17 protein-coding genes are annotated in these 26,631 nt (G+C 47.7%); 3 read left to right on the top strand and 14 right to left on the bottom strand.

Annotated features, from left to right (window positions below; all coding sequences use genetic code 11):
• Positions 1 to 26 precede the first annotated feature (26 nt).
• The 11 genes from rfbD to uvrB all read right to left on the bottom strand — a co-directional run bounded on the left by rfbD (position 27) and on the right by uvrB (position 19,608).
• On the bottom strand, positions 27 to 908 hold the full coding sequence (gene rfbD / locus gpAD87_RS27700; RefSeq protein WP_064641970.1) for a dTDP-4-dehydrorhamnose reductase: 882 nt from the start codon (positions 906 to 908) through the stop codon (positions 27 to 29).
• Positions 905 to 1,930, bottom strand: a complete 1,026-nt coding sequence (rfbB, locus tag gpAD87_RS27695; RefSeq protein WP_064641969.1) for a dTDP-glucose 4,6-dehydratase — start codon at positions 1,928 to 1,930, stop codon at positions 905 to 907. Before rfbB ends, rfbD begins: the two co-directional genes overlap by 4 nt.
• Positions 1,931 to 1,985: 55 nt before the next feature.
• Positions 1,986 to 2,534 (bottom strand): dTDP-4-dehydrorhamnose 3,5-epimerase, encoded by a 549-nt coding sequence (gene rfbC / locus gpAD87_RS27690; RefSeq protein ID WP_064641968.1) that lies wholly within the window; start codon positions 2,532 to 2,534, stop codon positions 1,986 to 1,988.
• Positions 2,535 to 2,717: 183 nt separating this feature from the next.
• Positions 2,718 to 3,596 (bottom strand): UTP--glucose-1-phosphate uridylyltransferase GalU, encoded by an 879-nt coding sequence (gene galU, locus gpAD87_RS27685; protein ID WP_064641967.1) that lies wholly within the window; start codon positions 3,594 to 3,596, stop codon positions 2,718 to 2,720.
• A 73-nt stretch (positions 3,597 to 3,669) separates the two neighbouring features.
• Complete coding sequence (locus tag gpAD87_RS31630; RefSeq protein ID WP_082935372.1) at positions 3,670 to 7,290, bottom strand: DEAD/DEAH box helicase; 3,621 nt, start codon at positions 7,288 to 7,290, stop codon at positions 3,670 to 3,672.
• Positions 7,291 to 7,454: 164 nt separating this feature from the next.
• The gene (locus tag gpAD87_RS27675; protein WP_064641966.1) at positions 7,455 to 9,968 is read right to left on the bottom strand and encodes a U32 family peptidase; all 2,514 of its coding nucleotides are present in this window, start codon (positions 9,966 to 9,968) and stop codon (positions 7,455 to 7,457) included.
• A 343-nt stretch (positions 9,969 to 10,311) separates the two neighbouring features.
• Positions 10,312 to 12,210 (bottom strand): stalk domain-containing protein, encoded by a 1,899-nt coding sequence (locus tag gpAD87_RS27670; RefSeq protein WP_231952883.1) that lies wholly within the window; start codon positions 12,208 to 12,210, stop codon positions 10,312 to 10,314.
• 43 nt (positions 12,211 to 12,253) lie between these two features.
• Positions 12,254 to 13,420 carry a S1C family serine protease gene (locus tag gpAD87_RS27665; protein WP_231952882.1) on the bottom strand — a complete coding sequence of 389 codons (1,167 nt, stop codon included), beginning with the start codon at positions 13,418 to 13,420 and terminating at the stop codon, positions 12,254 to 12,256.
• Between the two features lie 272 nt (positions 13,421 to 13,692).
• A complete protein-coding gene (locus gpAD87_RS27660) occupies positions 13,693 to 13,905 on the bottom strand; it encodes a hypothetical protein (RefSeq protein ID WP_064641964.1) in 213 nt (70 codons plus the stop codon).
• A gap of 323 nt (positions 13,906 to 14,228) precedes the next feature.
• On the bottom strand, positions 14,229 to 17,087 hold the full coding sequence (gene uvrA / locus gpAD87_RS27655) for an excinuclease ABC subunit UvrA (protein ID WP_064641963.1): 2,859 nt from the start codon (positions 17,085 to 17,087) through the stop codon (positions 14,229 to 14,231).
• Between the two features lie 529 nt (positions 17,088 to 17,616).
• A complete protein-coding gene (gene uvrB / locus gpAD87_RS27650) occupies positions 17,617 to 19,608 on the bottom strand; it encodes an excinuclease ABC subunit UvrB (RefSeq protein WP_063567499.1) in 1,992 nt (663 codons plus the stop codon).
• A gap of 169 nt (positions 19,609 to 19,777) precedes the next feature.
• Here uvrB and gpAD87_RS27645 point away from each other — a divergent pair, with 169 nt between their 5' ends.
• Both gpAD87_RS27645 and gpAD87_RS27640 read left to right on the top strand, forming a co-directional pair.
• Positions 19,778 to 20,575: a flagellar motor protein gene (locus gpAD87_RS27645; protein WP_064641962.1), complete on the top strand. Its 798-nt coding sequence runs from the start codon at positions 19,778 to 19,780 to the stop codon at positions 20,573 to 20,575.
• A complete protein-coding gene (locus gpAD87_RS27640; protein ID WP_064641961.1) occupies positions 20,559 to 21,401 on the top strand; it encodes a flagellar motor protein MotB in 843 nt (280 codons plus the stop codon). Before gpAD87_RS27645 ends, gpAD87_RS27640 begins: the two co-directional genes overlap by 17 nt.
• 193 nt (positions 21,402 to 21,594) lie before the next feature.
• Here gpAD87_RS27640 and gpAD87_RS27635 read toward each other — a convergent pair whose 3' ends face one another.
• Genes gpAD87_RS27635 through gpAD87_RS27625 form a run of 3 tightly spaced genes read right to left on the bottom strand, consistent with a single transcriptional unit; the run spans position 21,595 to position 24,902 of the window.
• Positions 21,595 to 22,773, bottom strand: coding sequence for an ABC transporter permease (locus gpAD87_RS27635; RefSeq protein ID WP_064641960.1), 1,179 nt, complete (start codon positions 22,771 to 22,773; stop codon positions 21,595 to 21,597).
• A complete protein-coding gene (locus tag gpAD87_RS27630) occupies positions 22,766 to 23,956 on the bottom strand; it encodes an ABC transporter permease (RefSeq protein ID WP_064641959.1) in 1,191 nt (396 codons plus the stop codon). The genes gpAD87_RS27635 and gpAD87_RS27630 overlap by 8 nt, the downstream gene beginning before the upstream one ends.
• A 10-nt stretch (positions 23,957 to 23,966) precedes the next feature.
• A complete protein-coding gene (locus gpAD87_RS27625) occupies positions 23,967 to 24,902 on the bottom strand; it encodes an ABC transporter ATP-binding protein (RefSeq protein WP_064641958.1) in 936 nt (311 codons plus the stop codon).
• Between the two features lie 439 nt (positions 24,903 to 25,341).
• Here gpAD87_RS27625 and gpAD87_RS27620 point away from each other — a divergent pair, with 439 nt between their 5' ends.
• Positions 25,342 to 26,616 (top strand): sensor histidine kinase, encoded by a 1,275-nt coding sequence (locus gpAD87_RS27620; RefSeq protein WP_064641957.1) that lies wholly within the window; start codon positions 25,342 to 25,344, stop codon positions 26,614 to 26,616.
• Positions 26,617 to 26,631 lie beyond the last annotated feature (15 nt).

Below are 26,631 nucleotides of genomic sequence, written 5' to 3'. Positions count from 1 at the left end.
TATTTCGGATGGATAAGAAGCACCATCTATTCGGTTTGTTGCACACTCAATTCATTCAGAAATGCGATCAAAGCTTCGCGCCAAGCTCTCATGGGTGGCAGACCGTTTGTACGAATAGCGAGATGATCCATTACGGAATATTGAGGTCGAGGAGCAGGACGTGGGAATTGCCCGGTGGTACAAGGCTCGAGAACAGCACTCTGTTTGAATCCGGATTGCTTGGATGCTTCTTCTGCAATGGCCTGTGCAAATTCATACCAGGTGCATGTTCCAGAATTAGAGGCATGGTAGATACCATATTTCTCAGTTAATGAAAGGTTACTCACGAGTCTGGCTAAATCCACAGTATATGTGGGCGATCCTTGTTGATCATGAACCACCTGAAGTCGGGGACGCTTTTCTAGAAGTTCCAACATGGTTTTGACAAAATTACTGCCGTGTACTCCAAACACCCATGATGTTCGTATAATAAACCATCGCGTGCAGAGACTCTCAACCAGTCTCTCTCCGGCAAGCTTTGACTTGCCATACACGGTCTGCGGATTCGTCAAATCAAATTCCTGATAAGGTCTCGTTGCCGTGCCATCAAATACGTAATCGGTACTAATATAAATCAGTTTGGCTTTCACTTTCTCTGCAGCGACGGCTATATTTCTAGTCCCTGTTACATTGACTGTGTACGCCATATCCTCATCTGTCTCGGCCTTATCAACGGCTGTATAGGCAGCACAATGAACGATGATGTGAGGCTGGAAAGCGTTAATGGTTTCTCTGCATTGCTGTTGATCGGTAATGTCCAATTGGTCCCTGTCACAGGCCATGACATCATGACCACCAGCTCGAAATATCTTTACAACATCGTATCCGAGCTGTCCCGCAGCCCCCGTCACCATCACTCTATACTTCATTTTGTAGGATCACCCATTCGATCACCATACTGAAGTTTTACATAATCTTGATACGTACCTGATTGAATTCGTGTCCACCATTCCTGATGGTTCAGATACCACTGGATGGTTTCCTTGATTCCTGTCTCAAAATTGTGCACGGGCTTCCAGCCAAGCTCAGTATGCAATTTGGTCGGGTCAATCCCATAACGTCGGTCGTGGCCTAGTCGATCCTGTACATATTGAATCAAACTTGCAGGTTTGCCTAGTTGTTCTAGAATCTTTTCAACAATATATATATTGGTACGTTCATTATTTCCCCCGATGTTATATACCTCTCCAATCTTGCCATTATGAATGACCAGGTCGATAGCACTACAGTGATCTTCTACATAGAGCCAATCACGAATATTAAGCCCATCGCCATAGACAGGAATAGCCTCATCATTTAATGCACGAGATATAATAAGCGGTATAAGTTTCTCTGGAAATTGAAATGGTCCATAATTGTTCGAACAACGTGTAATGTTTACAGGCAAACCATAGGTTTCATGATACGCTCTTACAAGCAAATCCCCACCTGCTTTACTGGCAGAGTATGGACTGTTCGGCATCAAAGGTGTGTCTTCTCTAAACAAACCTGTTGGACCAAGTGAGCCATATACTTCATCCGTAGACACCTGAACATATTTGGTAACCTGATATTTCTTCGCCGCATCCAGCAACACCTGAGTTCCGAGTACATTGGTACGCACAAAAATATCGGGGGACAGAATGCTGCGATCCACATGAGACTCAGCCGCAAAATTGACGATTACATCGATCCCTTGGGAGATAATTTGTTCCATCTGCTGAACGTCAGTGATATCCGCTCGGATAAACGTATATTGGGAATTCGATTCTACGGATTGCAAATTCTCAAGGTTGCCCGCATACGTTAAGGAATCCACGTTAACAATTTCATAATCAGGATGCTCACGAAGCATATACATCACAAAGTTGCTGCCAATAAATCCAGCCCCTCCAGTAACGAGCAGTTTCATGTTATCTCTCTCCTTCTGCCCCCAGATACTGTTCGATCCGAGAAGCTTGTTTTAGTTAGCCAAAATTCAGTTCCGCCCCTTGAAGTAAAGGGTGCTTCTGATCTTTCTCGGAGAGAATGGGATCCGACACAGGCCAATCAATTCCGAGCGCTGGATCGTTCCACAAAATACCCCGGTCATGTTCAGGCGAATAGTATGCATCCACCTTGTATGTCACCTGTGTATGTGGCACCAGTGTACAGAATCCATGAGCGAAACCTTGGGGGACAAGCAACTGCCGCTGATTATACTCACTAAGAATGACACTTTTCCACTGTCCAAAGGTTGGTGAAGTCGTACGAATATCTACAATAACATCATAGATAGCTCCGGATATTACTCTGACCAACTTGGTCTGTGCTCTGGGCTGAAGCTGGTAATGAAGTCCGCGAAGAACTCCAGCTTCGGCGGACAGGGATTGATTGTCCTGAACAAACACATGATGTATACCATTTTCATACAGAACACGCTCATTATAACTTTCCATGAAATATCCCCGATGATCGCCATAAACCTTAGGTTCCAATATAGCTGCGCCATCCATAAACAACGGAATCACCTTCATGTTATCCCTCCGTTATTGCTATTAACAGCATTTCTTCATATTAATCTATGTATATGTAAAGCATCGGGCAAGTGATCGTTCATTGGCCTGGTTAAATCATGATATTTCAATACGTTGTTCCATAAAATAATTAAAACCCAGCCGGTGTTTTACTTTCGGCTGGGCTTGATCATAGCGATTTCTCTATTTGTTCTGTACTATATGCTCCAAATACTTCAACAAATCCTCCCGCAAATCCGGGCGCTGAAGGGCATAATGAATCGTGGTTTCAATAAAACCAAGCTTCTCCCCAACATCATGACGCAGGCCGTCAAAGTGATAGGCTAGAATCTGCCGCTGGTCATTCAGACGGGACAAGGCATCCGTTAATTGGATTTCTCCACCCACGCCAACAGACTGCTGACCAAGAATATCGAAGATATCCGGCGTCAGAATATAACGTCCCATAATCGCCAAATTGGAAGGTGATTCTTCCGTCTTCGGTTTCTCGATTAAACGACGCGCACGGTACACACGATCTTCGGTACGAGATACCAATTCCCCGTCCACAATCCCGTAACGTGACACTTCGCTCCAATCAACAGGCTGCACACCTACGATCGGTGATTGCAATTCATCATAGACTTCGATCATCTGCTGAAGACAAGGATGATTGGATTCCACGATGTCATCCCCCAGTAGCACGGCAAATGGTTCGTTTCCGATAAACTTGCGGGCACACCAGATGGCGTGTCCAAGACCTTTCGGTTCCTTTTGACGGATATAATGGATGTCTGCCATCTCGGAGGGCTTGCGAACTTCATTCAGCAGATCCCACTTCTGTTTACCGGCCAGGTTCTGCTCCAGCTCGAATGAATAGTCAAAATGATCCTCGATGGCCCGTTTACCTTTACCTGTTACGATAATGATATCCTCAATGCCTGAAGCGACGGCTTCTTCAATAATGTACTGGATCGTCGGCTTATCGACGATGGGCAGCATTTCCTTAGGCATCGCCTTCGTGGCAGGCAGAAACCGGGTACCGAGCCCGGCCGCTGGAATGATTGCTTTGCGAATACGCACGCTAGATCCGCTCCTTCTGGTGGAGAAATAATTATATATTAGATAACTCGAATACTAATTTGGCTAGACTTCATTATACCATCAACAGCTCCCGGATATCCTGCTCGGATAAGGTGGTAGATCCTCGATCTCCGGGTTCAATGACTTCGGCAATCAAATCTTTTTTGCGCTGCTGCAGCTCCAGAATCTTCTCTTCAATCGTACCTTCCGTAACGAGGCGGATAACCTGTACGACTTGTTTCTGCCCCATACGATGGGCACGTCCGATGGCCTGTTCTTCCACGGCGGGATTCCACCAAAGGTCATATAAAATAACAGTATCTGCACCTGTTAAGTTCAATCCGGTACCGCCAGCCTTCAAGGAGATCAGGAACAGCTCAGCTTCACCCTCGTTGAATCTGCGACACATCTCTACCCGACTCTGTGCAGGTGTCTGACCATCCAGGTAGAACAAATCTCTCCCCTGTGCAGCGAGCGTCTGTCGAATCAGATTCAGCATGCTAGCGAACTGGGAGAAGATGAGAATGCGTTTCCCAGCAGCGAGACAATCCTGGACCGTCTCCAGCAGCTGCTCCATTTTCCCGGAATCCCCTTGATAACCCTCCACAAAGAGAGCGGGATGACAACACAACTGGCGCAGGCGTGTAATACCAGCCAGTATTTTAATCCGGTTCTTCTGAAAGCCGTTCTCTTCCATATCCTTGGATGTCTCATCCTGAAGCTGAGACAGGTACGCGGCATACAGTTTCTTCTGTTCGTCCTTCAGCTCGGAGCGCTGAACGGTTTCAATACGATCCGGCAATTCCTCCAGCACATCTTTCTTCAGACGGCGAAGAATAAACGGACGGACCATTCGCGCGATTCGTTCAGGAGGCAGGTCCCGGAATCTGCGATAGCTTGGAAATAGGCCCGGGAAAACCGCTTCAAAGATCGACCATAGCTCATCCAATGAGTTCTCCACGGGTGTTCCTGTAAGAGCGAAGCGACGTGGTGCCTCAATCTGTTTAACCGCTTGGGCTGTCTGGGAAGAAGAGTTCTTGATAGACTGGGCTTCATCCAAAATAAGCGTATGAAACGTTCTCCCGAGATATGTGTCCAGATCGCGGCGCAATAGCGGGTAGGACGTCACAATAACATCTGCGTCATCCATGCCTGCGAGCATACTGGCTCGTTCGTCTTTCTGCCCAGCCGCAATCAGAACTCGCAAATGCGGCGCAAATCGGGCAAATTCATTCGCCCAGTTGTACGTTAACGAAGCTGGTGCAACGACGAGTACCGGGGGATGAGTAGCTTGTTGGTCCAACAGTCCGGCCTGTACTTCATCTGGGATGTTATTCCCGAAAGTTCCCTCATTGACAGTGTAATCAACATCACCTGGATTGCTTATGTGCTGTTTCGGCTTTTCTTTCAGTTCTGCCGCGATATAGGCAATACTTTGCAGCGTTTTACCAAGTCCCATATCATCTGCCAGGATACCGCCAAATCGGTAAAATGCGAGTGTACGCAGCCACTGATATCCACTGGCCTGATAATCACGCAACACGGGAGCAAGCGCATCCGGTAATGCAAAATCCATCCGCTCGGGATCACGAAGATCATCCAGGAAACGTTTCAGAGAACCTCCCCACTTCACATGGCCCGAAACCTCGTCTCGGCCAGGAAGCTGCAAGGCTCGAACTGCTGGCATCCGTATATGACTGCCATTGATATCGCCCGACGCCAGTCCAAGGGAATCCGCCATGTGTGCAAAGCTGTCCGCTCCGTCATTTTCGAGAGAGACAAACACACCGCTGCGCAAGCGGAAATACGGTTTCTTTTCCACAATGCTGCGCATAATTTCCTGAAGCTCCAGCTCATCTACACCTTCCATCTCGAATGAGATCTCCAGCCAATCCAAGCCTTTGCCCAGATCTGCCCGAACTTTCGGCGGTGTCGGATAGGATTGCACCATGGCCTTCACCGCATTCGGGATATAGACATCTACCTGCTTCTCAAGCTCCGGCAGCAAATGATACATCACATCGTATACCGCATCTTCTCTTTCACTTGCCCATACACTGCCATCCCGTTCCAGGAAAGAGCGATCTAGTCGGTCGATTAGGTTACGCTCCGCATGACGGTCACGTACCAAAATCACCTTTTTCTCTTCCTCATCGATCAAATATTCGGCCAGCGGATTAATCACCATTACACCGTAATCAAACTCCAGACGCGCAGTAATCCGTTCCCGGTAGAAATCAATATACAACTTTGGCGCAAGCTCCGGCTCTGCGATTCGTTCTCTCACCTGGGAGTCGATCGACAGATGTCCAAGTGTACGCAATTCCGGCACTACATGCTGCACGAATTCATCCACCTGCTGAGCAGAAATATCGATACTTTCCTTGATTCCATAAGAAGTGAGCGCTCTGCTCAAATCCTCCAGACTTCGCATCTGCATCGGCTCCAACATATGCAATTGCCCTTCCACCACGGCAGCATCATAGGCTGGAAGAAGAATTAACTCACGCAATCCGGAAATCTCAAGCTGATATCCTTCATTAGTCCCCTGCGCAATACGATAAAATAATGGCAGTGCCCCTTCACCCAAAGTGAGTGGACCATTGGCTAACCCTGTTCCCTCCATCCGGCTATCTGCCTGCAGCAGCAAATCCAATAGAGGCTTCCAGACCAGCGGAGCAATCAATATATCTCTTCCGTCTGAAGCACCCAAGTAACCGGAGATGGATTCGCGGTAAGCTTCCTCACTCTGCATCATCCGAATAAGCATAGACAAGATCGCCTGATCCTGTGGCCGAAAATAATGCATTGAAGGGTCGTAGAAAAATAGCTTGGTAAACGACATCGGCTCACCATTCTCAATGCAATTCAGGAATTGCTTCACTTTCTGAACGACATACAGGCGTTTATTTCCTACTTTCAGTTCAAGCGCGAGTTTGGCTCCGCCTTTGTGAACTTGAACAAGCTTGCATATAAATTGGAGCTGCAGCTCCTCCCGCAATGAAGACCGGGTTACAGGCGCAGTGTATTTACGATCATTTGATTGCAGGGGGCTGCGTTCTTTGGCAAACATGGAAAGAATCTGATCTGCTGTGCGGTAGGAAGGTTTATCTGCTGATCTACCCCATCCAGGAGCCGAGCTTGGTCGACCCGCTTGAGCGAAATGTACGGACGGACGATCCATATCCGAATAGTCATCAAGCTTGGATTCGGAAGACAATGGCTCGGCTGCAAAGGCCTGAGCAGATGAAGTTGAATGAGATCCCACATTCATTACTGAGTCGGTATTTGAAATGGAGTTTGGACGCTCCCACTCATTCTCCTCCACCAGCGTTCCTACTCTGGAACTGGAGCCACGATCAGGTTTAGACACCAGCTTCGAGGATGTTTGAGAGCCCGTGTCACGCTGTTCTCCCCATTCATGAATCGCCAGCAAAACGGCAGCCACATGTTTGCAATAGTCATAATATCTCCCATCGCCCGGACAACTGCATCCGGCAACAACCTCACCTGCATCATCCAGATCAACCGTTACTTTGTATCGTTCTGTACCTCGAACCACAGCTTCGTAATGACGTTCATCCTGACTGGCAACCAGATTGGTCACCCTCCCAGATTGGTTATACGCTTCTCCCCGTTTGAAAGCCGTGACCCCGCACAGCAATTTGATATCCATCATCGTGAATGGCGCCACGGTTCTTCGCCTCCTATATTTCTCTGACAAACAAGATACCACATACGAATTTAGTATAGGTGTAGTTCAAGTCTCTTTTATAGAAAAAACCCCAAGAGCTCCGTAAAGCAGAGATTGGGGTTGCTTCATACTTCATGCCTGTTGCTGTTTGTTCCGGTTTCGATCTATTTCACCAGTTGACCACGCGTTACGCCAAGCTGGTTTGTTGCTTTCAGCGTTTTCCAAACTTGTGTACCACTGATCTCGCCACGCAGAGCACGGTTATACAGATCAATTACCTCGCGTACCTGCTCCGGTGACTCTTCCAAGAATTCCACACGGTAACGGGATACACCCAGATCCATGAAGTTGGTCAGGTATTCTGCACCGGATTGTTCCACCGCATTATACACGGTATTACGACAACCTTCGTCCACACGTACCGGGTGAGACATGCCGATCCGGTCTTGCAAGGAAGCCCGGTGATCTTCACATGGACGTCCACAGTTCGTAAAATCGGTTCCTTCACTCATAAACGTACAGTACACACAGTGCTCAGTATGGAACATCGGCAAATGCTGATGAATAACGACTTCCGTCTGACTTGTACGGGAGTGTCCCAGCAAATCAACCATTTGCTGAATGTTCAGGTCATAAGAAGGTGTAATCCAGTCACAACCCGCTTCCAGGAACAGTTCCACTGCTTTGTGATTGGCAATGTTCAGTGAGAAGTCACCGATCAATTCCGGGTGCTTCGCTTCCGGGTTCTCCATCCGATGGCGCAAGTAGAAGTACAATGCACCCGTATTACGTACAAGCACAGCATCCGGCTGCAAACGCAGGATGTTGTTGTGATATCCGTTCTCGCCAGGCATATGAATGCGTGGTGTCGCCAACGCAATCTTGCGGCCTGCGGCACGAACAGCTTCCACCGCTGCCGGGAACTGCTTGATAAACTCGAAGTCGGCGTAGATCATGCCGACACCTGCTTCCAGCGCTGCCTCCACTTGTGGCAGGCTGCGGCATAGCGCGGTCAGCTCCGCATGACCGCGAGCGACTGGCGCTGCTGGTTTAACCGCATCGCCGTAGACTTCCACCGCCCGTTTCACGTAGACGGGCGGTTTAGGGCGCTCGCCCGCGAGTTGTTCCACCGCCTGACGGCGAATGTTATTCAACTCGCGCATCGGGATGATGACGTCACCGTGCAAGTTGACGTCCAATTCTTCCAGCTGGAACACAGTGCCGCCCAGACGTCCGAATTGCTCTTCGAGCAGTTCGTGTGTCATTGGACGCTTCTGGGCAATATCCAGTTCCATCTCGGAATTAACACGGACCGTCGTGCCCTTCTGCACGTCCGTCCACCATGTGCTAAGCGGCTGCCCTGGGCTGCCGATAACTTTTACGTTTACCGGGAAGATACGATAAGGCTTCTCGATTTCAAAGCTCTGACGCAGACGTTTGTCCAGCGCTGGATCATTCGTTTTCCATACTTTGTCGCCAACTTTCACGCGGCGCAGGTCCACGTCACTACGGCCTGGTACAACGTCCACGATCCAGCCTTCCTCTGCTTCGCCTTCAAGCTTCACGCCTTTGCGACGTACATCGTAGACACGCCCGCCCTCTTCCTTCTTCGTCGGATCTCCGGCATCAAATACAATTCCGTCTCCACGTTTCACTGGTGCATCAAGCTTCAGGACGACACCATCACGCAATACTTGGTCTACACGACCCAGATAGACGCCACGGCTTTTCGGGAACGTACCGTCAACCAGCTGTTTATTATTCGTTCCGTCCAGGAAACCGTGTGTGAATCCACGAGAGAAGCTCTGCTGCAATTCACGAACTTCTTCCTTACTTGGAGGAGTATTATCTCCATCAAAGTAACGGTCGATCGCTTTGCGGTATTTACTAACCACGTTGGCCACGTATTCCGGCGTTTTGAGACGTCCTTCGATTTTGAATGAAGTTACGCCTGCTTCGATCAGTTCCGGCATCAAGTCAATCGCAGCCAGATCTTTCGGAGACAGCAGATACGCCACATCGCCCATTGGTTTATGCTCGCCATCTACCATCAGGTCGTACGGCAGACGACAAGCCTGTGCACATTCCCCACGGTTGGCGGAGCGTCCACCCCACATTTCAGAAGTCAGACATTGCCCGGAATAAGACACACACAATGCACCGTGAACAAATACTTCCATCGGCAACTTCGCCTGTTCTCCGATCTTCTGAATCTGCTTCAGGTTGTTCTCCCGTCCAAGCACGACACGTTCCATATCAAACGGCTTCGTAAACTCCACTGCTTCCGGTGACGTAATCGTCATTTGGGTTGAACCGTGAATCGGGAAGTCCGGCGAGATCTCGCGAATCATTTTGACCAGACCCAAGTCCTGTACAATCACGGCGTCCACACCTGCATCGACACAAGCGTCGATCAGTTCTTTGGCATCCGTCAATTCATTTTCAAAAATCAATATATTAAAGGTCAAAAAACCTTTTACGCCATAACTGTGCAAAAACGCCATAATCTCCGGTAGCTCGTCCATACGGAAATTGTTCGCGCGTGCCCGTGCATTAAATTTTTCGACTCCGAAGAAAATCGCATCCGCGCCGTTGGCTACCGCTGAACGCATACAGTCCCAGTCACCTGCGGGTGCCAGAAGCTCAACGTCTTCTCTTCGTATTGTTGCTGTTTTCATGTGTATCCTCCCCATAACCGGCATAGCCGGATTTCATCCCTAATACCCTGTACGCTAATCCTGTTCCTTGATTCCATACGCCTGCATTGTCACTGTATCGCTATATCTATACATTATGTCTGTATTGCCTGATTCCCAAGCCTACAGTCATTCTTATTTTTCAGAACAGCAGTCATAACTCCTGAACTAGTATAGTGTACCACTTCTGCAACGACTCTTCTACGCTTTCCTGAAAAAACCGTTTATCATTTTCATTTCCATCTCACTCAACATGCATATACGAAAAACCGGAAGGTCTCTCGACCCTCCGGCAACATACATTTATTTATTTCAGTATTTCGTATTATTTGATAAAAGTAAATGAGTTCACGGCTTTTTCCAGCGCTGCTGCCTGCACTTCTGTCTTGTTGGCGTCATTCAGCCCGCTCGTAATGGTATATGTCGTTCCGTTCTGTTCAAACACAATCTGACGTCCGGTATACGGCACACCATTGTCCACTTCATGATAGATGAAGGAAAATGCAGGTACACCCGCAAACGTCAACTCCTCACTGCTAAGCAATTTGAAGTTTTTACGCGTTTTGGTTGCTTCCGCATACGCCTCTCTAAGTTGACTGACCGTCATTTCAATGGATTTGTCCTCACTCGCGGCAATGGAGAATTGACCTCCTGTGAAGGTATACACGACGGGAGAATACTCAAATCGATCATTGTACGGCGTCCAGTAACGCGGAATATCAACACTGTAATGATAACGTTTGGACGTTCGTGTCACGGCTTTTGTTTTATCCGTCAAATACGGGTCTTCATCCAGCTGTCCGAAATTATCAGATACGGTATCAAAATCAATCTCAACACTCTTCATGATACTCTTAAACCATTCACGGTCCTTCGTCTGCTCCTCAGGGAACGTATACTCAGCATAGTAACGATAGCCGTTTTTTTGCAAAAGAACATCGAACTCTGTCTGCCATCCATCGCCAAAGTTATAACGGAACTCATTCACCTCAGCAGTTTCGCCTGATACATCCATCGTATACGAACCTATCGGTTCATAACTTTCCGGCGTGAACGTCTCACGCATCCATTTGTCCAGTTGGCCGCTCCACTCTTTGATCGTCGCACCCTTCGGTGCAGATGTAACACGCAGTTGCAGATATGCACCATCCTTGGCTTCGTATATCATCTGGGTATTGTCCATGGACCAGCCTGCTGGAATCTTCAGTTCAATGCCATAATCGTCATTCCAGGTAGAGCGCATTCCCTCATCCACGGTTGAAAGATCCTTAATTGTACGATCCGACTGAACATAAGTAGGCTGGAATGAATTGAGCAGTGCTGCACGTTTGCCCAGATCCTTGTAATTCAGTGCTCCATAATCCGCGAGGTATACGTCATATTGGCGACCATCATGGATATATTGGCGCATTTCCCATAACACCCCGTCCGCATCTTTAACCACAATCCGGGCATAAGGTGTTTTCCCTTTGGCAATCGATTCCCGATCGAGCACCGTATCTCCGCTCTCTTTTGCTTCCTGAACAAGCTGCTGTAACAAATCATCCGAATCCAAATTCACATCCTGGTCACTCACATACACTTCAAGATAATAACTGCTGTCCTCCGCGCCAAATGTCATCATGCGCTCCTGCTCACCCGTTTGCAGAATCATGAGGTCGGATGGGTAATTAATGGACCAGCCGTAATAACTGTTACCAATTCTCGTTTTGCCTTCGTCCAGATTAATGCCGCCCTCGTCCTCATCCGTCGATTCGTCCGTTTGCAATAATCGAATGACCATTTCTCCTGAACTGCTTGGAGCAAGTGTAGCGCCAATCCCCGCAGCTACCGGGCGGAGTGGTACCATAAGCACGCCATTAACCATTTTTGGGGCTGCGCCCATCTCTTTTTTGACTCCATCCACCCAGGCAATCGAACTGCCAATTTTTAAGGTGACAGTATGCGGACCTTCCTTAACTTTTACCACATCATTCTTCTCCAGTCGGATCTCGCTGCCAAAAGCCTTCTTGAATACACCGACAGGAACCATCGTAACCCCTTTGAACATATATGGTTTGGCGATTGCCTGCTTGCTGCCGTTGATATAAGCGCTCGTACTACCCGCTGTGATCCGCAGCTCACTTGTTATAAGATCGGATGCCCACGCAGGCAATGCCGCTCCAATGCTCAGCATCCCGGCTAACATACCTGTGCTTAGCACACGTAAAAATGATTTTTTCATGCCGTTCATTCGTCCTCTCTGGATCCGGATTGCTCGCCGGACTTTATTGATCTTCATCTACAGGGAACTGCTCATCTTCATCGTCTTGGATATCCGCTCGATCAGCAAGGACCACCGTACGAGTGACAATATCGCCGTCCGTTTGCATTAACAGTTTGACTTTCTGTCCTGGCACATACTTTTTGAGCAACTCATTGATATCCACCACAGAGGACACACGTGTGCCTGCCACACTGTATAACACATCCCCCTCTTTAATTTTGGCTTTCTTCGCTTGAGCTGACAGCACCCCCGTAATCGTCAAAGGATCGTCTGTAGGCAGGCCCACAATCGCTGACCAGCTCTCTTCCAGTTGCAGGCCAAGGCTTGCACGCTTGATTTTTCCGTATTCAAAGAACTGATTGATAATATATTGAACGGTATCTACTGGAATTGAAAATCCCATACTCTCGATACCCACTGCTGAAAATTTCATAGAGTTAATACCGACAACTTCACCTTTGAGGTTGACCAGCGGTCCGCCGCTGTTGCCCGGGTTAATGGCCGTATCTGTTTGAATCAACCGATAGGTGGCCTCCACTCCCCGATTAAGACCACTGATTACGCCCACTGTCGCCGAGTTACGCAAAGAGAAGGAGATCGGTGTACCGATGGCAATGACGGTTTCTCCAACGGTTGTTTGGGAAGCTTTGGCGAAGGTCGCCGGTTTAAGAGATTTAGCATTAATTTTGATTAGAGCGATATCGCTTAACGGATCACTGTATGTTTTGGTGATTTTATATGTATTGCCATCAGTCGTCACGACCAACGGATTGATTAATCCATCAACCACATGGGCATTCGTCACAATCCAGCCGTTGGAGCGGATGATCACGCCAGTGCCATGAGCCAGGTTATAGCGATCCGATGTGACGCCATCCTGTAATTCGGTAGATTTGCCGATGATACCGACAACAGACGGAGATACTTTTTCAATTACTTTCGGAACAGCTTCACTGCCCTTATACTGATACGTTCCAGATTTGGCGTCATATTGCCCAGTTCCTCCGAGCACTTTGACTAAATCCTTTGAATTAACATATACCTGTCCATTTACCACTTTGGCTTGCATACTTGATGAAGACTCCGCTGCTCCAGCCGTTGCTGCAACACTGATCGAGAGTACAGCAGCCATCAGTATGGCTACGCCCTTTTTCCCCAACACTCTCATTCTCTCACCTAACCCTCTCTATATATCCTCCGTTATGCAACCGAACCATATGATTCATCACTGAATCTCTTTCTCTATTATCTGCAATACCGGTATCCTCAAATTTAACATACAAATTATTCCTGTACAATCTCTTTAAGACCTAATTTCAATAGAGAAGACCTTATTATCCGAACCACTCAGCAAAATACAAAAAAACACCCTCCTTAACTCCCTGGAAAGTGTTTGTCTGTTCTTCTACTTGCTGTTTTCAAATAAGTTCAGCGGTGTCTCTACGAACCAAACCAACCGGTAATCATGGCATAGTCCGTCAAAAGGAATACCAGCAGACTGACCACTGCAAATCCGATAGCAAACAAATTCTTCTTCGGTGCGCGAACCAGGCGGACAACTCCAATTAAAATCAGGATCGTAAATAAGATGACAAAAATATCAAACGCATTAAAATTCGAAGTACTCGCCGCGGCAGCTTCTGCAAACAGCATGGATAGACAGACCTCCTCACCATAGTTGAACAGCTAAACGCATACCCTAATATCTTCCTCTATGTTATCTGTACCCTGCTTGTAATGCAAGCCCTATCATCCAGAAAAATGAAAAAAATCCAGTTTGGCAGTAGATTGATGGAATGCTTGCTTTACCGCATATGTAAACACTTTCACCGATGTCATATTAAGATTTGGCACAACCGCAAAATATCAGAAAACCCTTCTCCTCGGAAGAAGAGGACATCAGATCATACATCGATGCCACCTACTTCATGAAAAGAAGGGTTAGATATTCAGAAACAAGCTGTAAACTGGAGCACTTACTCCGTCAATTGTAACATCTTGCTTCGTTCCGTATCCCGCTCCAATACTGGCTTCAAGTACTTACCGGTATAAGAAGCTTCCACTTTAATAATATCCTCAGGCGTACCTGTCGCAACAATAGTTCCGCCACCGCTTCCACCTTCTGGACCCAGATCAACGATATAATCGGCTGTTTTGATAACATCCAGGTTATGCTCGATAACCAGTACCGATTCACCGGAGTCCACCAGACGGTGCAGGACGTTCAGCAGACGATCAATATCATCGACATGAAGACCAGTTGTTGGCTCATCCAGAATATAGATCGTTTTACCCGTACTGCGACGATACAGCTCGGAAGCGAGCTTCACGCGTTGTGCTTCACCGCCGGACAACGTTGTTGCAGGCTGTCCCAAGTTAATGTAGCCCAACCCCACGTCGAGCAAGGTTTGCATTTTGCGATGAATTTTCGGAATGTTCTCGAAGAACTGCGTTGCATCCTCTACCGTCATTTCCAGCACATCTGCAATATTTCTATTTTTGTATTTGACTTCAAGGGTTTCACGATTATATCGTTTGCCTTTGCAGACCTCGCAAGGAACATAAACATCCGGCAGGAAGTGCATCTCGATCTTGATAATGCCGTCCCCGCGACAGGCTTCACAACGTCCACCTTTAATATTGAAACTGAAACGGCCTTTTTTGTATCCGCGCACTTTGGCTTCATTGGTCTGTGCAAACAGATCACGGATGTCATCAAAGACGCCTGTATACGTAGCCGGGTTAGAGCGTGGTGTCCGTCCGATTGGCGACTGATCAATATCAATGACTTTATCGATATGTTCCAGACCCCGAATCTCTTTGTGCTGACCAGGGCGAACCCGTGCACGGTTCAAATCACGAGCTAGCGTTTTATACAAAATCTCATTAATTAGCGTAGATTTACCCGAGCCGGATACACCCGTTACTGCGGTAAATACACCCACTGGAATTTTTACATTCAGGTTTTTCAGGTTATTTTCCTTCGCTCCACGCACTTCCAGCCAGCGATCCCCGACACTACGGCGTTCGGTACGTACCGGAATAAACTTGCGCCCACTCAGATATTGACCCGTTAACGAGTTCTCGTCATTCATGATTTCTTCCGGTGTACCCTGCGACATGATGGTACCACCGTGGATACCTGCCCCCGGACCAATATCGATAATATAATCGGCAGCCATCATCGTATCCTCATCATGTTCAACCACGATCAGTGTGTTACCGATATCCCGCATGTGAGCGAGTGTAGAGATCAGACGATCGTTATCCCGTTGATGCAGGCCGATACTCGGCTCATCCAGAATATACAGCACACCCATCAGGCTGGAACCAATCTGTGTCGCCAGTCTGATCCGCTGGGCTTCACCACCGGACAACGTTCCTGCAGCACGGCTCAGCGTCAGGTAATCCAGTCCTACGTTTACTAAGAAGCCGAGACGGCTGTTGATTTCTTTTAAAATAAGTTTGGCGATTATTGCTTCTTTCTCACTCAATTGCAGCGAATCGAAGAAACGACCAGCTTCTCCAATGGACAAACTTGTCACATACGCCATGTTGTGATCGTTAATCGTAACAGCAAGGCTTTCACGTTTCAGTCGCTGTCCTTTACATGTTCCACAAGGCTTGGCACTCATATAACCTTCAATGAATTCACGGATACCTTCGGATGCTGTGTCACGGTAACGACGCTCCAGATTATTCACAATACCTTCAAAGGTAACCAGTGCTTCTTTCCGTTGTCCAAAATCATTCTCGTACCGGAAACGAATTTTCTCCGTACCTGTACCCTGCAACAGCTTGTTCATTTGTTCAGCAGGCAGATCTTCTACAGGTACGTTTTGCGGAATATTAAAGTGTTCGCATACCGATTTGAGGAACTGCGGATAATAGGTGGATGTACCACCTGTCCAGGCATCAAACGCACCCTCTTCAATTGTTTTGCTGCGATCCGGTACCAACAGGTCCGGGTCAACAATCATTTTGACACCTAGCCCATCACAATCCGGGCAGGCTCCAAATGGGCTATTGAACGAAAACATGCGCGGCGCTAGCTCTTCAATACTGAATCCGCACACCGGGCAGGCAAAGTTGGAACTGAAGCGCAGTTCTTCCTCACCCATAATATCTACCAACAGCTGTCCACCGGACAGATTAAGTGCAGTCTCAATAGAATCGGCCAAACGTGATTGCACATCTTCCTTAATTACGATCCGGTCAACGACGACTTCAATCGTATGCTTTTTGTTCTTTTCCAATTGAATATCTTCCGACAAATCACGTAATTCACCGTTCACCCGTACACGAACGAAGCCCTGCTTGGACACATCGGCAAATATGCTTTTGTGTTCACCCTTGCGTCCCGAGACAATCGGTGCCAGAATCTGCAACCGGGTCCGCTCAGGATATTGCATTATGCGGTCAACCATTTGTTCTACGGTCTGGGAGCTAATTTCCACGCCATGATCCGGACAATGAGGATGCCCCACACGTGCAAATAACAGACGCAGGTAGTCATAAATTTCGGTCACAGTTCCAACGGTGGAACGTGGGTTGCGACTTGTTGTTTTCTGATCTATTGAAATCGCCGGAGACAAACCTTCGATGGAATCCACATCCGGTTTCTCCATCTGTCCCAGAAACTGCCGTGCATAAGCCGATAATGATTCAACGTAGCGTCGCTGTCCTTCGGCATATATCGTATCAAAAGCCAGCGAGGACTTGCCTGAGCCACTCAGACCGGTCAATACAACAAAACGGTCACGCGGGATGGTGATATCAATGTTTTTGAGGTTATGCGCTCGCGCGCCTTTGATGACAATGTTCTCGCTCGCCAATGGTATTCATCCTTTCAATGTTGAAATTCCAACCTTTTTTAAAGGCTTTTCGATCCCTCCCAAACCCTCCCTTCCAAGGGAGGGCCCCAGAGGGCGCAGCCCTCTGGACACCCGAAACAAGGCGGTGCATGGTGAATGGTCGGGTCTTGCTATGTGAAGGTTGTCGTGTGCCCGCAGCTTCGTCCAAGATCCCGGCCGATCGCCGGTCTCTTGGACGGCCGCTCTACCACGAGAGGGCGCTCACTGCTTCGCCTTGCTCGCGAGGGTCGCCATTGCCTTTGGCTCGGCTCCCGAGTACATGACTTCCAAATGCTTTTCTATAAACCTTTTAACCAATTTCAACTTTTCTATCAGTATAGACCTGATTTTACGTTTTCAACATGTCTAATTATCGGTAGATATCACTGATTTCCTTACTCAACAAGAGAACGGCCACCTGGCCGTTCTCTTGTTACAGATCTATCCTTGCAGCGTCATATTACATTACCTCTGCCTATATCTTATATCTATGCAGTCTGCCTTCATGAAGCTATTCTGCGCGTAGTTCCAACAAAGCATCGCGAAGTTCAGCAGCACGCTCAAACTGCAAGTTTTTGGCTGCGTCTTTCATCTCTGCCTCTAGGCGCTGAATAAGCGACTGACGTTCCTTCTTCGACATCTTCTCGGCAGCGCCTGTAAGATAGTCTTTCTTGGATTCGGCAACTTTGGTCGCTTCAATCACATCACGCACTTTTTTACGAATCGTCTGTGGTGTAATACCATGCTCTTCATTATACGCAATTTGGATCGCACGACGGCGTTCCGTTTCCTTCATCGCTTTTTCCATCGAATCTGTCACTTTGTCACCGTACAGGATAACTCGACCTTCACTGTTCCGCGCCGCCCGCCCAATCGTTTGAATCAGTGAGCGTTCCGAACGTAGGAAGCCTTCTTTGTCGGCATCCAGAATGGCTACCAAGGAAACTTCAGGAAGATCCAGACCTTCTCGGAGCAAGTTGATTCCGATAAGGACATGGAAAACCCCTAGCCTTAGATCACGTAGAATCGCCATACGCTCCAATGTCTTGATCTCGGAGTGCAAATAACGTACCTTGATTCCGATCTCCTTCAGATAATCTGTTAAATCCTCGGACATCTTCTTCGTTAATGTTGTGATCAGGACCCGCTCGTCTTTCGCAATCCGGTCATTAATCTCACCGATCAGGTCATCGATCTGCCCCTTCGTTGGACGCAGTTCAATAATTGGATCAAGCAGACCGGTTGGACGAATGATCTGTTGCACCATCGTATCCGTATGCTCAATCTCGTAAGGACCTGGTGTCGCAGATACATAGATAATCTGATCCATCTTCCCTTCAAACTCATCGAATTTGAGAGGGCGGTTATCCAGCGCAGATGGCAGACGGAATCCGTGATCAACCAGTACAGTCTTCCGTGCTTGGTCACCGTTATACATCGCACGGATCTGTGGAAGAGTCACGTGGGACTCATCGACCACAATCAGCATATCATCCGGAAAATAGTCCATTAGCGTGTAAGGTGTATCGCCTCGTTCGCGGAATGTCAGTGGGCCGGAATAGTTTTCAATCCCTGAACAGAAGCCGACTTCTTTCATCATCTCGATATCGTACCGGGTACGTTGCTCCAGTCGCTGAGCCTCCAACAATTTCCCCTGTTCACGCAATACTTCAAGACGCTCTTCCAGTTCACGCTCAATATTCACTAGCGCAACCTTCATCGTCTCTTCCTGGGTTACGAAGTGAGATGCCGGGAATATCGCAATGTGCTCACGTTCCCCAACCAGTTCTCCGGTTAACACATCAATCTCCGTAATTTTCTCAATCTCATCTCCGAATAATTCCACCCGAATCGCATGTTCACCCTTGGATGCTGGAAAGATCTCAATGACATCGCCCCGCACGCGGAACGTACCGCGCACAAAGTTAATGTCATTTCGCTGATACTGAATCTCCACCAGACGGGACAAAATCTGATTGCGCGGTTTCTCCATCCCTACCCGCAGGGACAGAAGCATGCTGGAATACGAATGCGGAGAACCCAAACCATAGATACAGGATACACTCGCTACAATAATGACATCCCTGCGTTCAAACAATGAACTCGTAGCCGCATGGCGCAACTTATCGATCTCTTCATTGATACTTGAATCCTTCTCGATGTACGTATCCGAGGAAGGAATATAGGCCTCTGGCTGAAAGTAATCGTAGTAACTGACAAAATACTCAACCATGTTATTTGGAAAAAAGTCTTTGAACTCACTTGCAAGCTGAGCTGCCAGCGTTTTATTGTGGGCAATAATCAGTGTGGGACGTTGCAGCTTGGCAATCGTCTGTGCAATGGTGAACGTCTTACCCGTACCGGTTGCACCCAGCAAAGTCTGATATCTCTTCCCCTCCTGAACGCCCTTCACCAATTCTTCAATGGCTGCAGGCTGATCACCTTGGGGAGAAAACTCTGACTCGATTTCGAACGTTTTGTCGCTCATTATAATATCGCTCATTGCCGTATCTCACCCTATCGTCTAAAATAATAGTCACTATATATTGTCGAAGTTCCCCGAATTTACATATGGGAAAACTTATAGTAATAGGAATATTTGTTCCCGTATAATTATACCTCGTCTGTGCAAGTGATGCAATCGCGAACTAAAGATAGGAGTGGGTTAATTTATGGATATTGCGACACTTATCGGCATTATTGCCGGGATTGCCGCAGTCATTAGTGGTTTTTTATGGGAAGGTGGCCAATTATCCGGTCTGATGCAAAAGACGGCTGCTTTAATTGTATTTGGTGGAACAATTGCCGCAGTAGTTGCCAGTTTCCCTGCACATCGACTGCGTACGATTCCTGCTGCCCTCCGCATGGCCTTTGGGCGTAACAACAATGACTCAAGCCAGTGGGTTGAAGAACTTGTAGATATGTCTTCAATTGCTCGCCGCTCAGGCGTGCTTGCACTGGAACGAAAAGTAATGGACCATCCGCATCCATTTTTGCAAGATGGTATTCAGATGGTTGTCGATGGCACAGATCAGGATGTTGTTCGCCAGATCATGGAGATGGAGATTGATTCCGTCGAACAAAAATATGAAGGTTATGCCAAAATTTTTGAATCAGCAGGCGGTTATGCTCCAACGATGGGTATCATTGGTACCGTGATGGGACTTATTCAGGTACTCGGCAGTCTGACTGATCCTACCGGACTGGGACCAGCAATTGCTGTTGCCTTTACCGCAACCCTTTACGGGGTCGCCAGTGCCAATCTTATCTTTTTACCCATTGCTTCCAAAATTAAATCCCGTGGAGCAGACGAAATCCAGACGATGGAAATGCTGCTCGAAGGCGTATTATCCATCCAGAACGGGGAAAATCCTCAGCTTGTGCGTAAACGGCTGGAGTCCTTCACACTCACTCACCGCCAGATTACACGTCCTTTAGTGAAGGAGGGATTGGATGAGTCGGCGCAGTAAACGGCGCGGAAAACGTGAACCTGGAGATCATCGAGATCGCTGGATGATTACCTATGCCGATCTCATTACCCTGCTGCTGATCTTTTTTGTGATCATGTATGCCATGAGCCATCTGGATTCTGGTAAATACGATGTGGTTACTCAATCGTTGCAAAATACTTTCAACCAATCCAACTCCCTGCTTGATCAAGGTGAAGGCATTGGTGGTACAGCTGGACAAGCCATTACCAAGAATCCGCCTTCCCAGATTCAGGGCGAAGACCCCGTAGAAGGCGAAGGACCCTCTTCCGGCTCCGAGACAGGTAAGCCAGATGATGACGATCAGCCACTTACGGAGCGTGAAGAGCAATTCAGATCACAGGAGCAGGAGCTGCAAAATCTGTTCAATGTGATTACCCAGTATATCGAGGACAATAAACTGGAAAATCAGATTTTTGTTGCGGACAAGCCGCAAGGCATCTCTATCACACTCAGTGACCGCTTCCTGTTTGATCAGGGAAAAGCCGCACTCAAAAGTGATGCTTCACCCACACTGAGCAAATTGGCAAGCCTGTTCCGTGATCTGAGCACAGTTGTCAGCATTGAAGGGCATACGGATAACGTTCCTGTCGGGGCAAACGCTACCTATAAAGACAATTGGGAGCTTTCCGGTGAACGCGCACTGTCTGTATTACGATTTTTTCTCGATAAAGAAAAGCTCGACCCTGACGGCTTTCAATATGCCGGATACGCGGATACGCGCCCAACTGCGGATAATACCACCGCAGCAGGGCGGCAAAAAAATAGACGTGTGGAAATCACCGTCTTGCGTCAACTCCAGCCTTAATCTCCAACATTTCGTATGAAGTATCCTTGCTCTATTATAAAAAGCACGCTCTTACTGAATTCGATTCAGCAGAACGTGCTTTTTGTTTTTACTTCTATACTTTTATTGCAAAAAAAGGCGGATCAATTTCTTCCTTCGTTTTACAGCAATGGCACACGAAGTGATTACCTTCATCATACAAACGATTCACACTTTACGCATCTACGCCTGGCTGGCTGGGACGAAGAATCGCAGAACCGACCGTCAGCAAAATGGCTGCCATGCCAAACAGAATCAGCAGCGGTAGGGCAATGTCCGACAACGTACCGCCAGCAGAGATCGTTTCCACCGCTTGAATCGCCCATTTCTGTGGAACAAAATTAGCGAGTTTTTGCATATAATCCGGCATAATCGATAGCGGCCAGAAACAGCCGCCAATCATACACGTCGGTGTGATAATCAGTGAATTCAGCATGGTTGCATTTTTGGATTCACGAATCAAGCCGGCAACCGTACTCGCAATTCCCATGGAGACCAGCATAAATGCGGCCAGAATAAGAAGATGGGTGCCAAATGGAATCCCCGCATCATAATGAAGCACCCATCTGCTAATCCCCAGTACCAAAACAATTTGGATCAAACCGATCGCAAAACTCCCTAGAAAGTTGCCCAGTGCGATTTCATAAGCGCGGACCGGAGCCGTGTAGATTCTTGTCATCGTACGCTGCCTGCGGTCTTCCATGATAACAGCAACTGTACTGGTCAGCAGCCCCATCATGAACATAATCGTAAATCCGGTCACGTTGTTCAGACCCGGTTTGGGATAAATCTGCAGCTCAGTTGCTTCACCCGAAATTTGATGTTTATCAAGTTCAAGTAACAACTCTTTAAATTTTGCTTGGGCCAGAGCTGGATCAGGAGTCTCATCCGATGCCGCATCTGTCGCTGCCAATACTGCCGAAGCAGATTGTCTCAATCCCGCTGCCAAACCTTCAACCGCAGCCCTCAAAGTATAGGAGCTTTCACTGACACGAAGTTCCACTAGCTGAACTTCAGGTTGTTTGTCTTGCAGTAAATTGTCCGTGTAATGCGCCGGGATAATGAGTCCTGAACTCCCCCTTTGCTGCGCAATGGCTTCCTTAACTTCCGCAACGTTGTTCATGGGTTTGAGCAGATATTCCTCTTTGCGGCCCAGCTCATCCAATATCCATCTGCCTGCTGCACCCTGATCTTCGTTTACATAAGGAATGACGGCACGTGTTCCCTCCTCGCTCCCAAACAGCGCAATTGTACCTGTGACGACAAGGCAAGGAAGAAGAAAGAACGTGATGAAACCCCGTTTTCGCAATATCGTGCGCCGGATCATCAGCCAGGCAATATTCAGGCTATTCATAGCGATATCCCGCCTTTCTATAGATCAGTCCTGCTGCCGCCACCATTACCGCACATACCGCACCAAGCATCATGATGCTGTACATAATCTCACTTACGGGAGCGTTCAGCATCATCCGCAGAAAACTTTGCAGAGCCCAGTGATTTACCGTAAATTCGCTTATCCGTTGTACAAAACCAATGGCAATGGGTGTGAATCCACCGCTAATAAACGTCATGGCAATAATGATGCCTTGAAGAGCTGCACTTGCCGATGCGGCATTCTTGCACACCAGGGCAACAATCACGCCGAGAGTCATGGAAGCCAGCGTAATCAGCACACAGATCAGAACAATCAACCCGGGATGTGTGCCCCAGTTCACACCATATAACCAATGTGTCGCCAGTACGATGATGATGGCCTGCAAGAAAGCAATCAGGCTGTTGCCTGCAATTTTCCCTGCAAAAATGACCCCATTGCCGATTGGAGCTGCCTGTAAGCGAGTTAGCGTTTTTTTGTCTCTTTCACCAAACAAGCTGTTGCTGGTTGTCATGCCTGAGTAAAGCATGAACATGGCGAGCATGGAAGCTGCATAATATTGTGAAGCGCTATAAGAGGTACCCACCTCTCCGGGACTGCTGACGGCTATATATGAAGTGTTGGCGCTATTGGTCTGTGAATGCTCAGCCATTGCAGCTACTGCATCAGGACCTAGCACTTTCGCAGCAGCGACCTGTCTGTTCAATTCATCCGTAAACCGCGTAAACAAAGTCTCACCTACAACATTGAGCGTGCCATCTTTCCCCAGTATCCATTGCAACCTTGCCTCTTCCCCTTTCACGATCCGCTCCTCCAGATCTGATGGGACGATTACGGCAAAATCCAGATCACCACGTCGCAGTGCAATTACAGCCTCTTTTTCCGTTGAAATGTTCTGTACCTTCATCATGCCGGATATCGCCGGGGATGTCACAAATGTATTTAAAGCTTTGCTGATCGCTCCAGAATCGGAATTCTCTTCTGTTTGAATGATTCCTACTCTCACCGGATCAGGAATGGCTTCTTTTGCAGTACCCATTGTACTGGAAAGTGCAGTACCCAATATAAAGATGAGCAGCAGCGGCAGAATAAACAGATTCAGTAGAACGGAGCGAATTCTCAGGATTCTTCTCAATTCAAAGATGCAAATATGCCATATGTTCATCTGAATCCTCCTAGTCCCGAAGCGTACGTCCGGTCAGATTGAGGAAGAGCGTTTCCAGATCAGGCTCTTCAACCTTGAGCGATTGAATGGAGATTTCATGTTTGCTGCAAATGAAAAGCATATCCTGCAGATCCTGCTGCGCGGAAGGCAGCGTAATGGTCAATGTGTCGTCTGATACTTCTACCGCCCGCACACGGGGGTGAAGTTTCAACTCCTCCACAACATCGGGACCAATGCCGGAAGTGGTGAGCACTATTTTTTCATCAGATGCAACCCGTTCTCTCAGCTCTGCTTCGGTGCCACAGGCAATGATATGCCCCTGATCCATAATCGCTACCCGATGACTGATTGCTGCAACTTCCTCCATGTAATGACTTGTATAAATGATGGTTGACCCCATCTGATTAAGCGTACGGACCGACTCCAAAATATGATTCCGTGATTGCGGGTCGATGCCCACTGTTGGTTCATCCATAATGATTAATTCCGGCCGATGCATAATGGCACACGCAATGTTCAGCCTGCGTTTCATACCGCCTGAGAAAGTGGACGGGGCATCTTTCGCTTTGTCCTGCAAACCTACAAATTCGAGGGATTCCTGCACCCTTTCTTTAAGCATTTTTCCACGGAGTCCATATAGTCGGGCAAAAAAAGTGACATTCTCCGCAGCGGTCATCGTTTCGTATAGAGCCAGATCCTGCGGTACCAGCCCGATTTTGCGTTTCACTTCAAGCGGCCGTTCCTTGACCGATATGCCATCCAACCGAATTTCACCTTGATCCATATTTAAAAGACCGGCAATCATGCTAATGGTGGTACTTTTCCCTGCTCCATTGGGTCCAAGCAATCCAAAAATCTCACCTTTACCGACACTCAGATTTAAATGATCCACTGACAGCTTGCTACCGTATCGTTTCACGACATGATCCACTTCAAGCATAGCCATAGATTATACACTCCTCTCCGTCCAGCTTCCTGCGACTGGATTTTCATATCTGTATTGTAACGAATTGTGATCTTCTGCGAAGGTACGAAAGGTCATGAAACAAAGGTGACTTAAGTCATGTTCGGTTGGGAAAACTGCCTATGATATAATCGACATAGATAAATTGAACTAAAGGATATTTACACTTGCTACTCCGATGACAGAACAAACTTCCGATCGCTGTTATCCCCAGATTTTTTGGATTCCCTTTTTCAAAGGGGAAAATCCGGGGATAAAGGCGAAGCGTATGCTTTCGATGCAGCTTTCTTTCAGAAAGCTTTTAGCTCCGCTTCTTCAGGTTATTTCTGTCCTCTCCGTTCTCGTGTAAATGTTTTGTTCAATTTATATAGATTACCGGAAGGTATACCTTCACTTCTAAAAAAAAGGATGTCTCTGACATATGCCGATGCGGTTGCTGCAATACGGTTTACTCATAGTTCCTGCGGTTCTGTACATTCTGGTGCTACCCCTGGAACAAGAAGATAGCTATACTCTGTATATTATCATTGCGCTAGGACTCGCAGTTTGGAAAGACTTCTCCCGTTCAGGTATGCAGCGTTTGCTGCTTGCGGCCGAAATTCTCTTCAGCTGCTGGCTGATCGCTCTATACGGCCCATTTATGTTTTTCCTCTCCTTATCTGCGCTTTATGTGTACATGTACAGACTGGATAGGACCCAACGGTGGTTAATGCTCGCCATTCAGCTTATCGCCAGCAATACCGCGTTACATTGGTATTACGCCCCAACACAGGAGCTTCATGCATGGCTTACACTTCACACCAACACGGCCATTCCTTTTAGCTTCACCCAAGAGACAATAGCTCGGGTTGCAGGTAACTTGCTCCTGCTCATCACCGCAACACTTTCTTGGCAGGGTTCTAGAAGCGCGAGCAGCCGTGGGCAGCTTGAACAGGTGTACGATGAGCTGCGTAGTAAACATTACGAGCTTCAGGAGGCACGAGAACAATTGCTGCAATTCACGAAGCAACTTGAAGGAGCGGCACAGGTTGAGGAACGTACCCGGATATCCAGACAGCTTCATGATGATATTGGTCATCGCCTGATTCGCACCAAAATGATGTCTGAGGCAGCCCTCCTCACCCTCCCTATACACCCAGAACAGGGGACGGAAATGGTGAGACAGATTCGGGATCAATTGGCCGCCAGTATGGATGACATGCGAACCACGCTTCACAAATTGCGTCCTGACTCATATATATCCGATGCCTACGCACTAGATCGTCTGCTTGAAGACGTTGGAAGGGAAACGGGTGTTAAAACGCGTTACGAAGTGCGTGGTCATTCACATGTACTCTATCCCAGTATGCAAATCGTTCTGTACAAAAATGCAAAAGAGGCCCTGACCAATGCCCTCCGTCATGGAAATGCCACTACGATTACAGTGGAACTGGAATTTGGAGAAAGAGAAATCTGTATGTCTATCAGCAACGATGGGAAGATCCATACCCTTTCCACCAAGGAACAAACGAAAGCAAGACATGAAAGATCTCGTGCTAACCCGGGCGTAAAGTTAGAGTCTACAGGACTCGGCATGGGGCTCGAAGGAATGCGCCTACGCACACAGATGGTTGGTGGAAAACTGGAGATCAAGGCGGACTATCCCTATACGGTGATTACACGCCTGCCCATGACGAACAAAGCTGAACTGATCTAAAAAAGGAAGTGATTT

It is taken from the genome of Paenibacillus sp. AD87 (assembly GCF_001659845.1).
In the GTDB taxonomy this organism is placed as follows: Bacteria; Bacillota; Bacilli; order Paenibacillales; family Paenibacillaceae; genus Paenibacillus; species Paenibacillus marchantiae.
This window is presented reverse-complemented; position numbering and strand designations above follow the sequence as displayed.

Excerpts from the sequence above, each read along its gene's own strand:
- gpAD87_RS27675 (WP_064641966.1), bottom strand. The coding sequence starts at position 9,968 with ATGAAAACAGCAACAATACGAAGAGAAGACGTTGAGCTTCTGGCACCC.
- gpAD87_RS27660 (WP_064641964.1), bottom strand. The coding sequence starts at position 13,905 with ATGCTGTTTGCAGAAGCTGCCGCGGCGAGTACTTCGAATTTTAATGCG.
- gpAD87_RS27665 (WP_231952882.1), bottom strand. The coding sequence starts at position 13,420 with ATGAGAGTGTTGGGGAAAAAGGGCGTAGCCATACTGATGGCTGCTGTA.
- gpAD87_RS27640 (WP_064641961.1), top strand. The coding sequence starts at position 20,559 with ATGAGTCGGCGCAGTAAACGGCGCGGAAAACGTGAACCTGGAGATCAT.
- rfbD (WP_064641970.1), bottom strand. The coding sequence starts at position 908 with ATGAAGTATAGAGTGATGGTGACGGGGGCTGCGGGACAGCTCGGATAC.
- uvrB (WP_063567499.1), bottom strand. The coding sequence starts at position 19,608 with ATGAGCGATATTATAATGAGCGACAAAACGTTCGAAATCGAGTCAGAG.
- gpAD87_RS27625 (WP_064641958.1), bottom strand. The coding sequence starts at position 24,902 with ATGGCTATGCTTGAAGTGGATCATGTCGTGAAACGATACGGTAGCAAG.
- gpAD87_RS27620 (WP_064641957.1), top strand. The coding sequence starts at position 25,342 with ATGCCGATGCGGTTGCTGCAATACGGTTTACTCATAGTTCCTGCGGTT.
- rfbB (WP_064641969.1), bottom strand. The coding sequence starts at position 1,930 with ATGAAACTGCTCGTTACTGGAGGGGCTGGATTTATTGGCAGCAACTTT.
- gpAD87_RS27635 (WP_064641960.1), bottom strand. The coding sequence starts at position 22,773 with ATGAATAGCCTGAATATTGCCTGGCTGATGATCCGGCGCACGATATTG.
- gpAD87_RS27670 (WP_231952883.1), bottom strand. The coding sequence starts at position 12,210 with ATGAAAAAATCATTTTTACGTGTGCTAAGCACAGGTATGTTAGCCGGG.
- gpAD87_RS27645 (WP_064641962.1), top strand. The coding sequence starts at position 19,778 with ATGGATATTGCGACACTTATCGGCATTATTGCCGGGATTGCCGCAGTC.
- rfbC (WP_064641968.1), bottom strand. The coding sequence starts at position 2,534 with ATGAAGGTGATTCCGTTGTTTATGGATGGCGCAGCTATATTGGAACCT.
- gpAD87_RS27630 (WP_064641959.1), bottom strand. The coding sequence starts at position 23,956 with ATGAACATATGGCATATTTGCATCTTTGAATTGAGAAGAATCCTGAGA.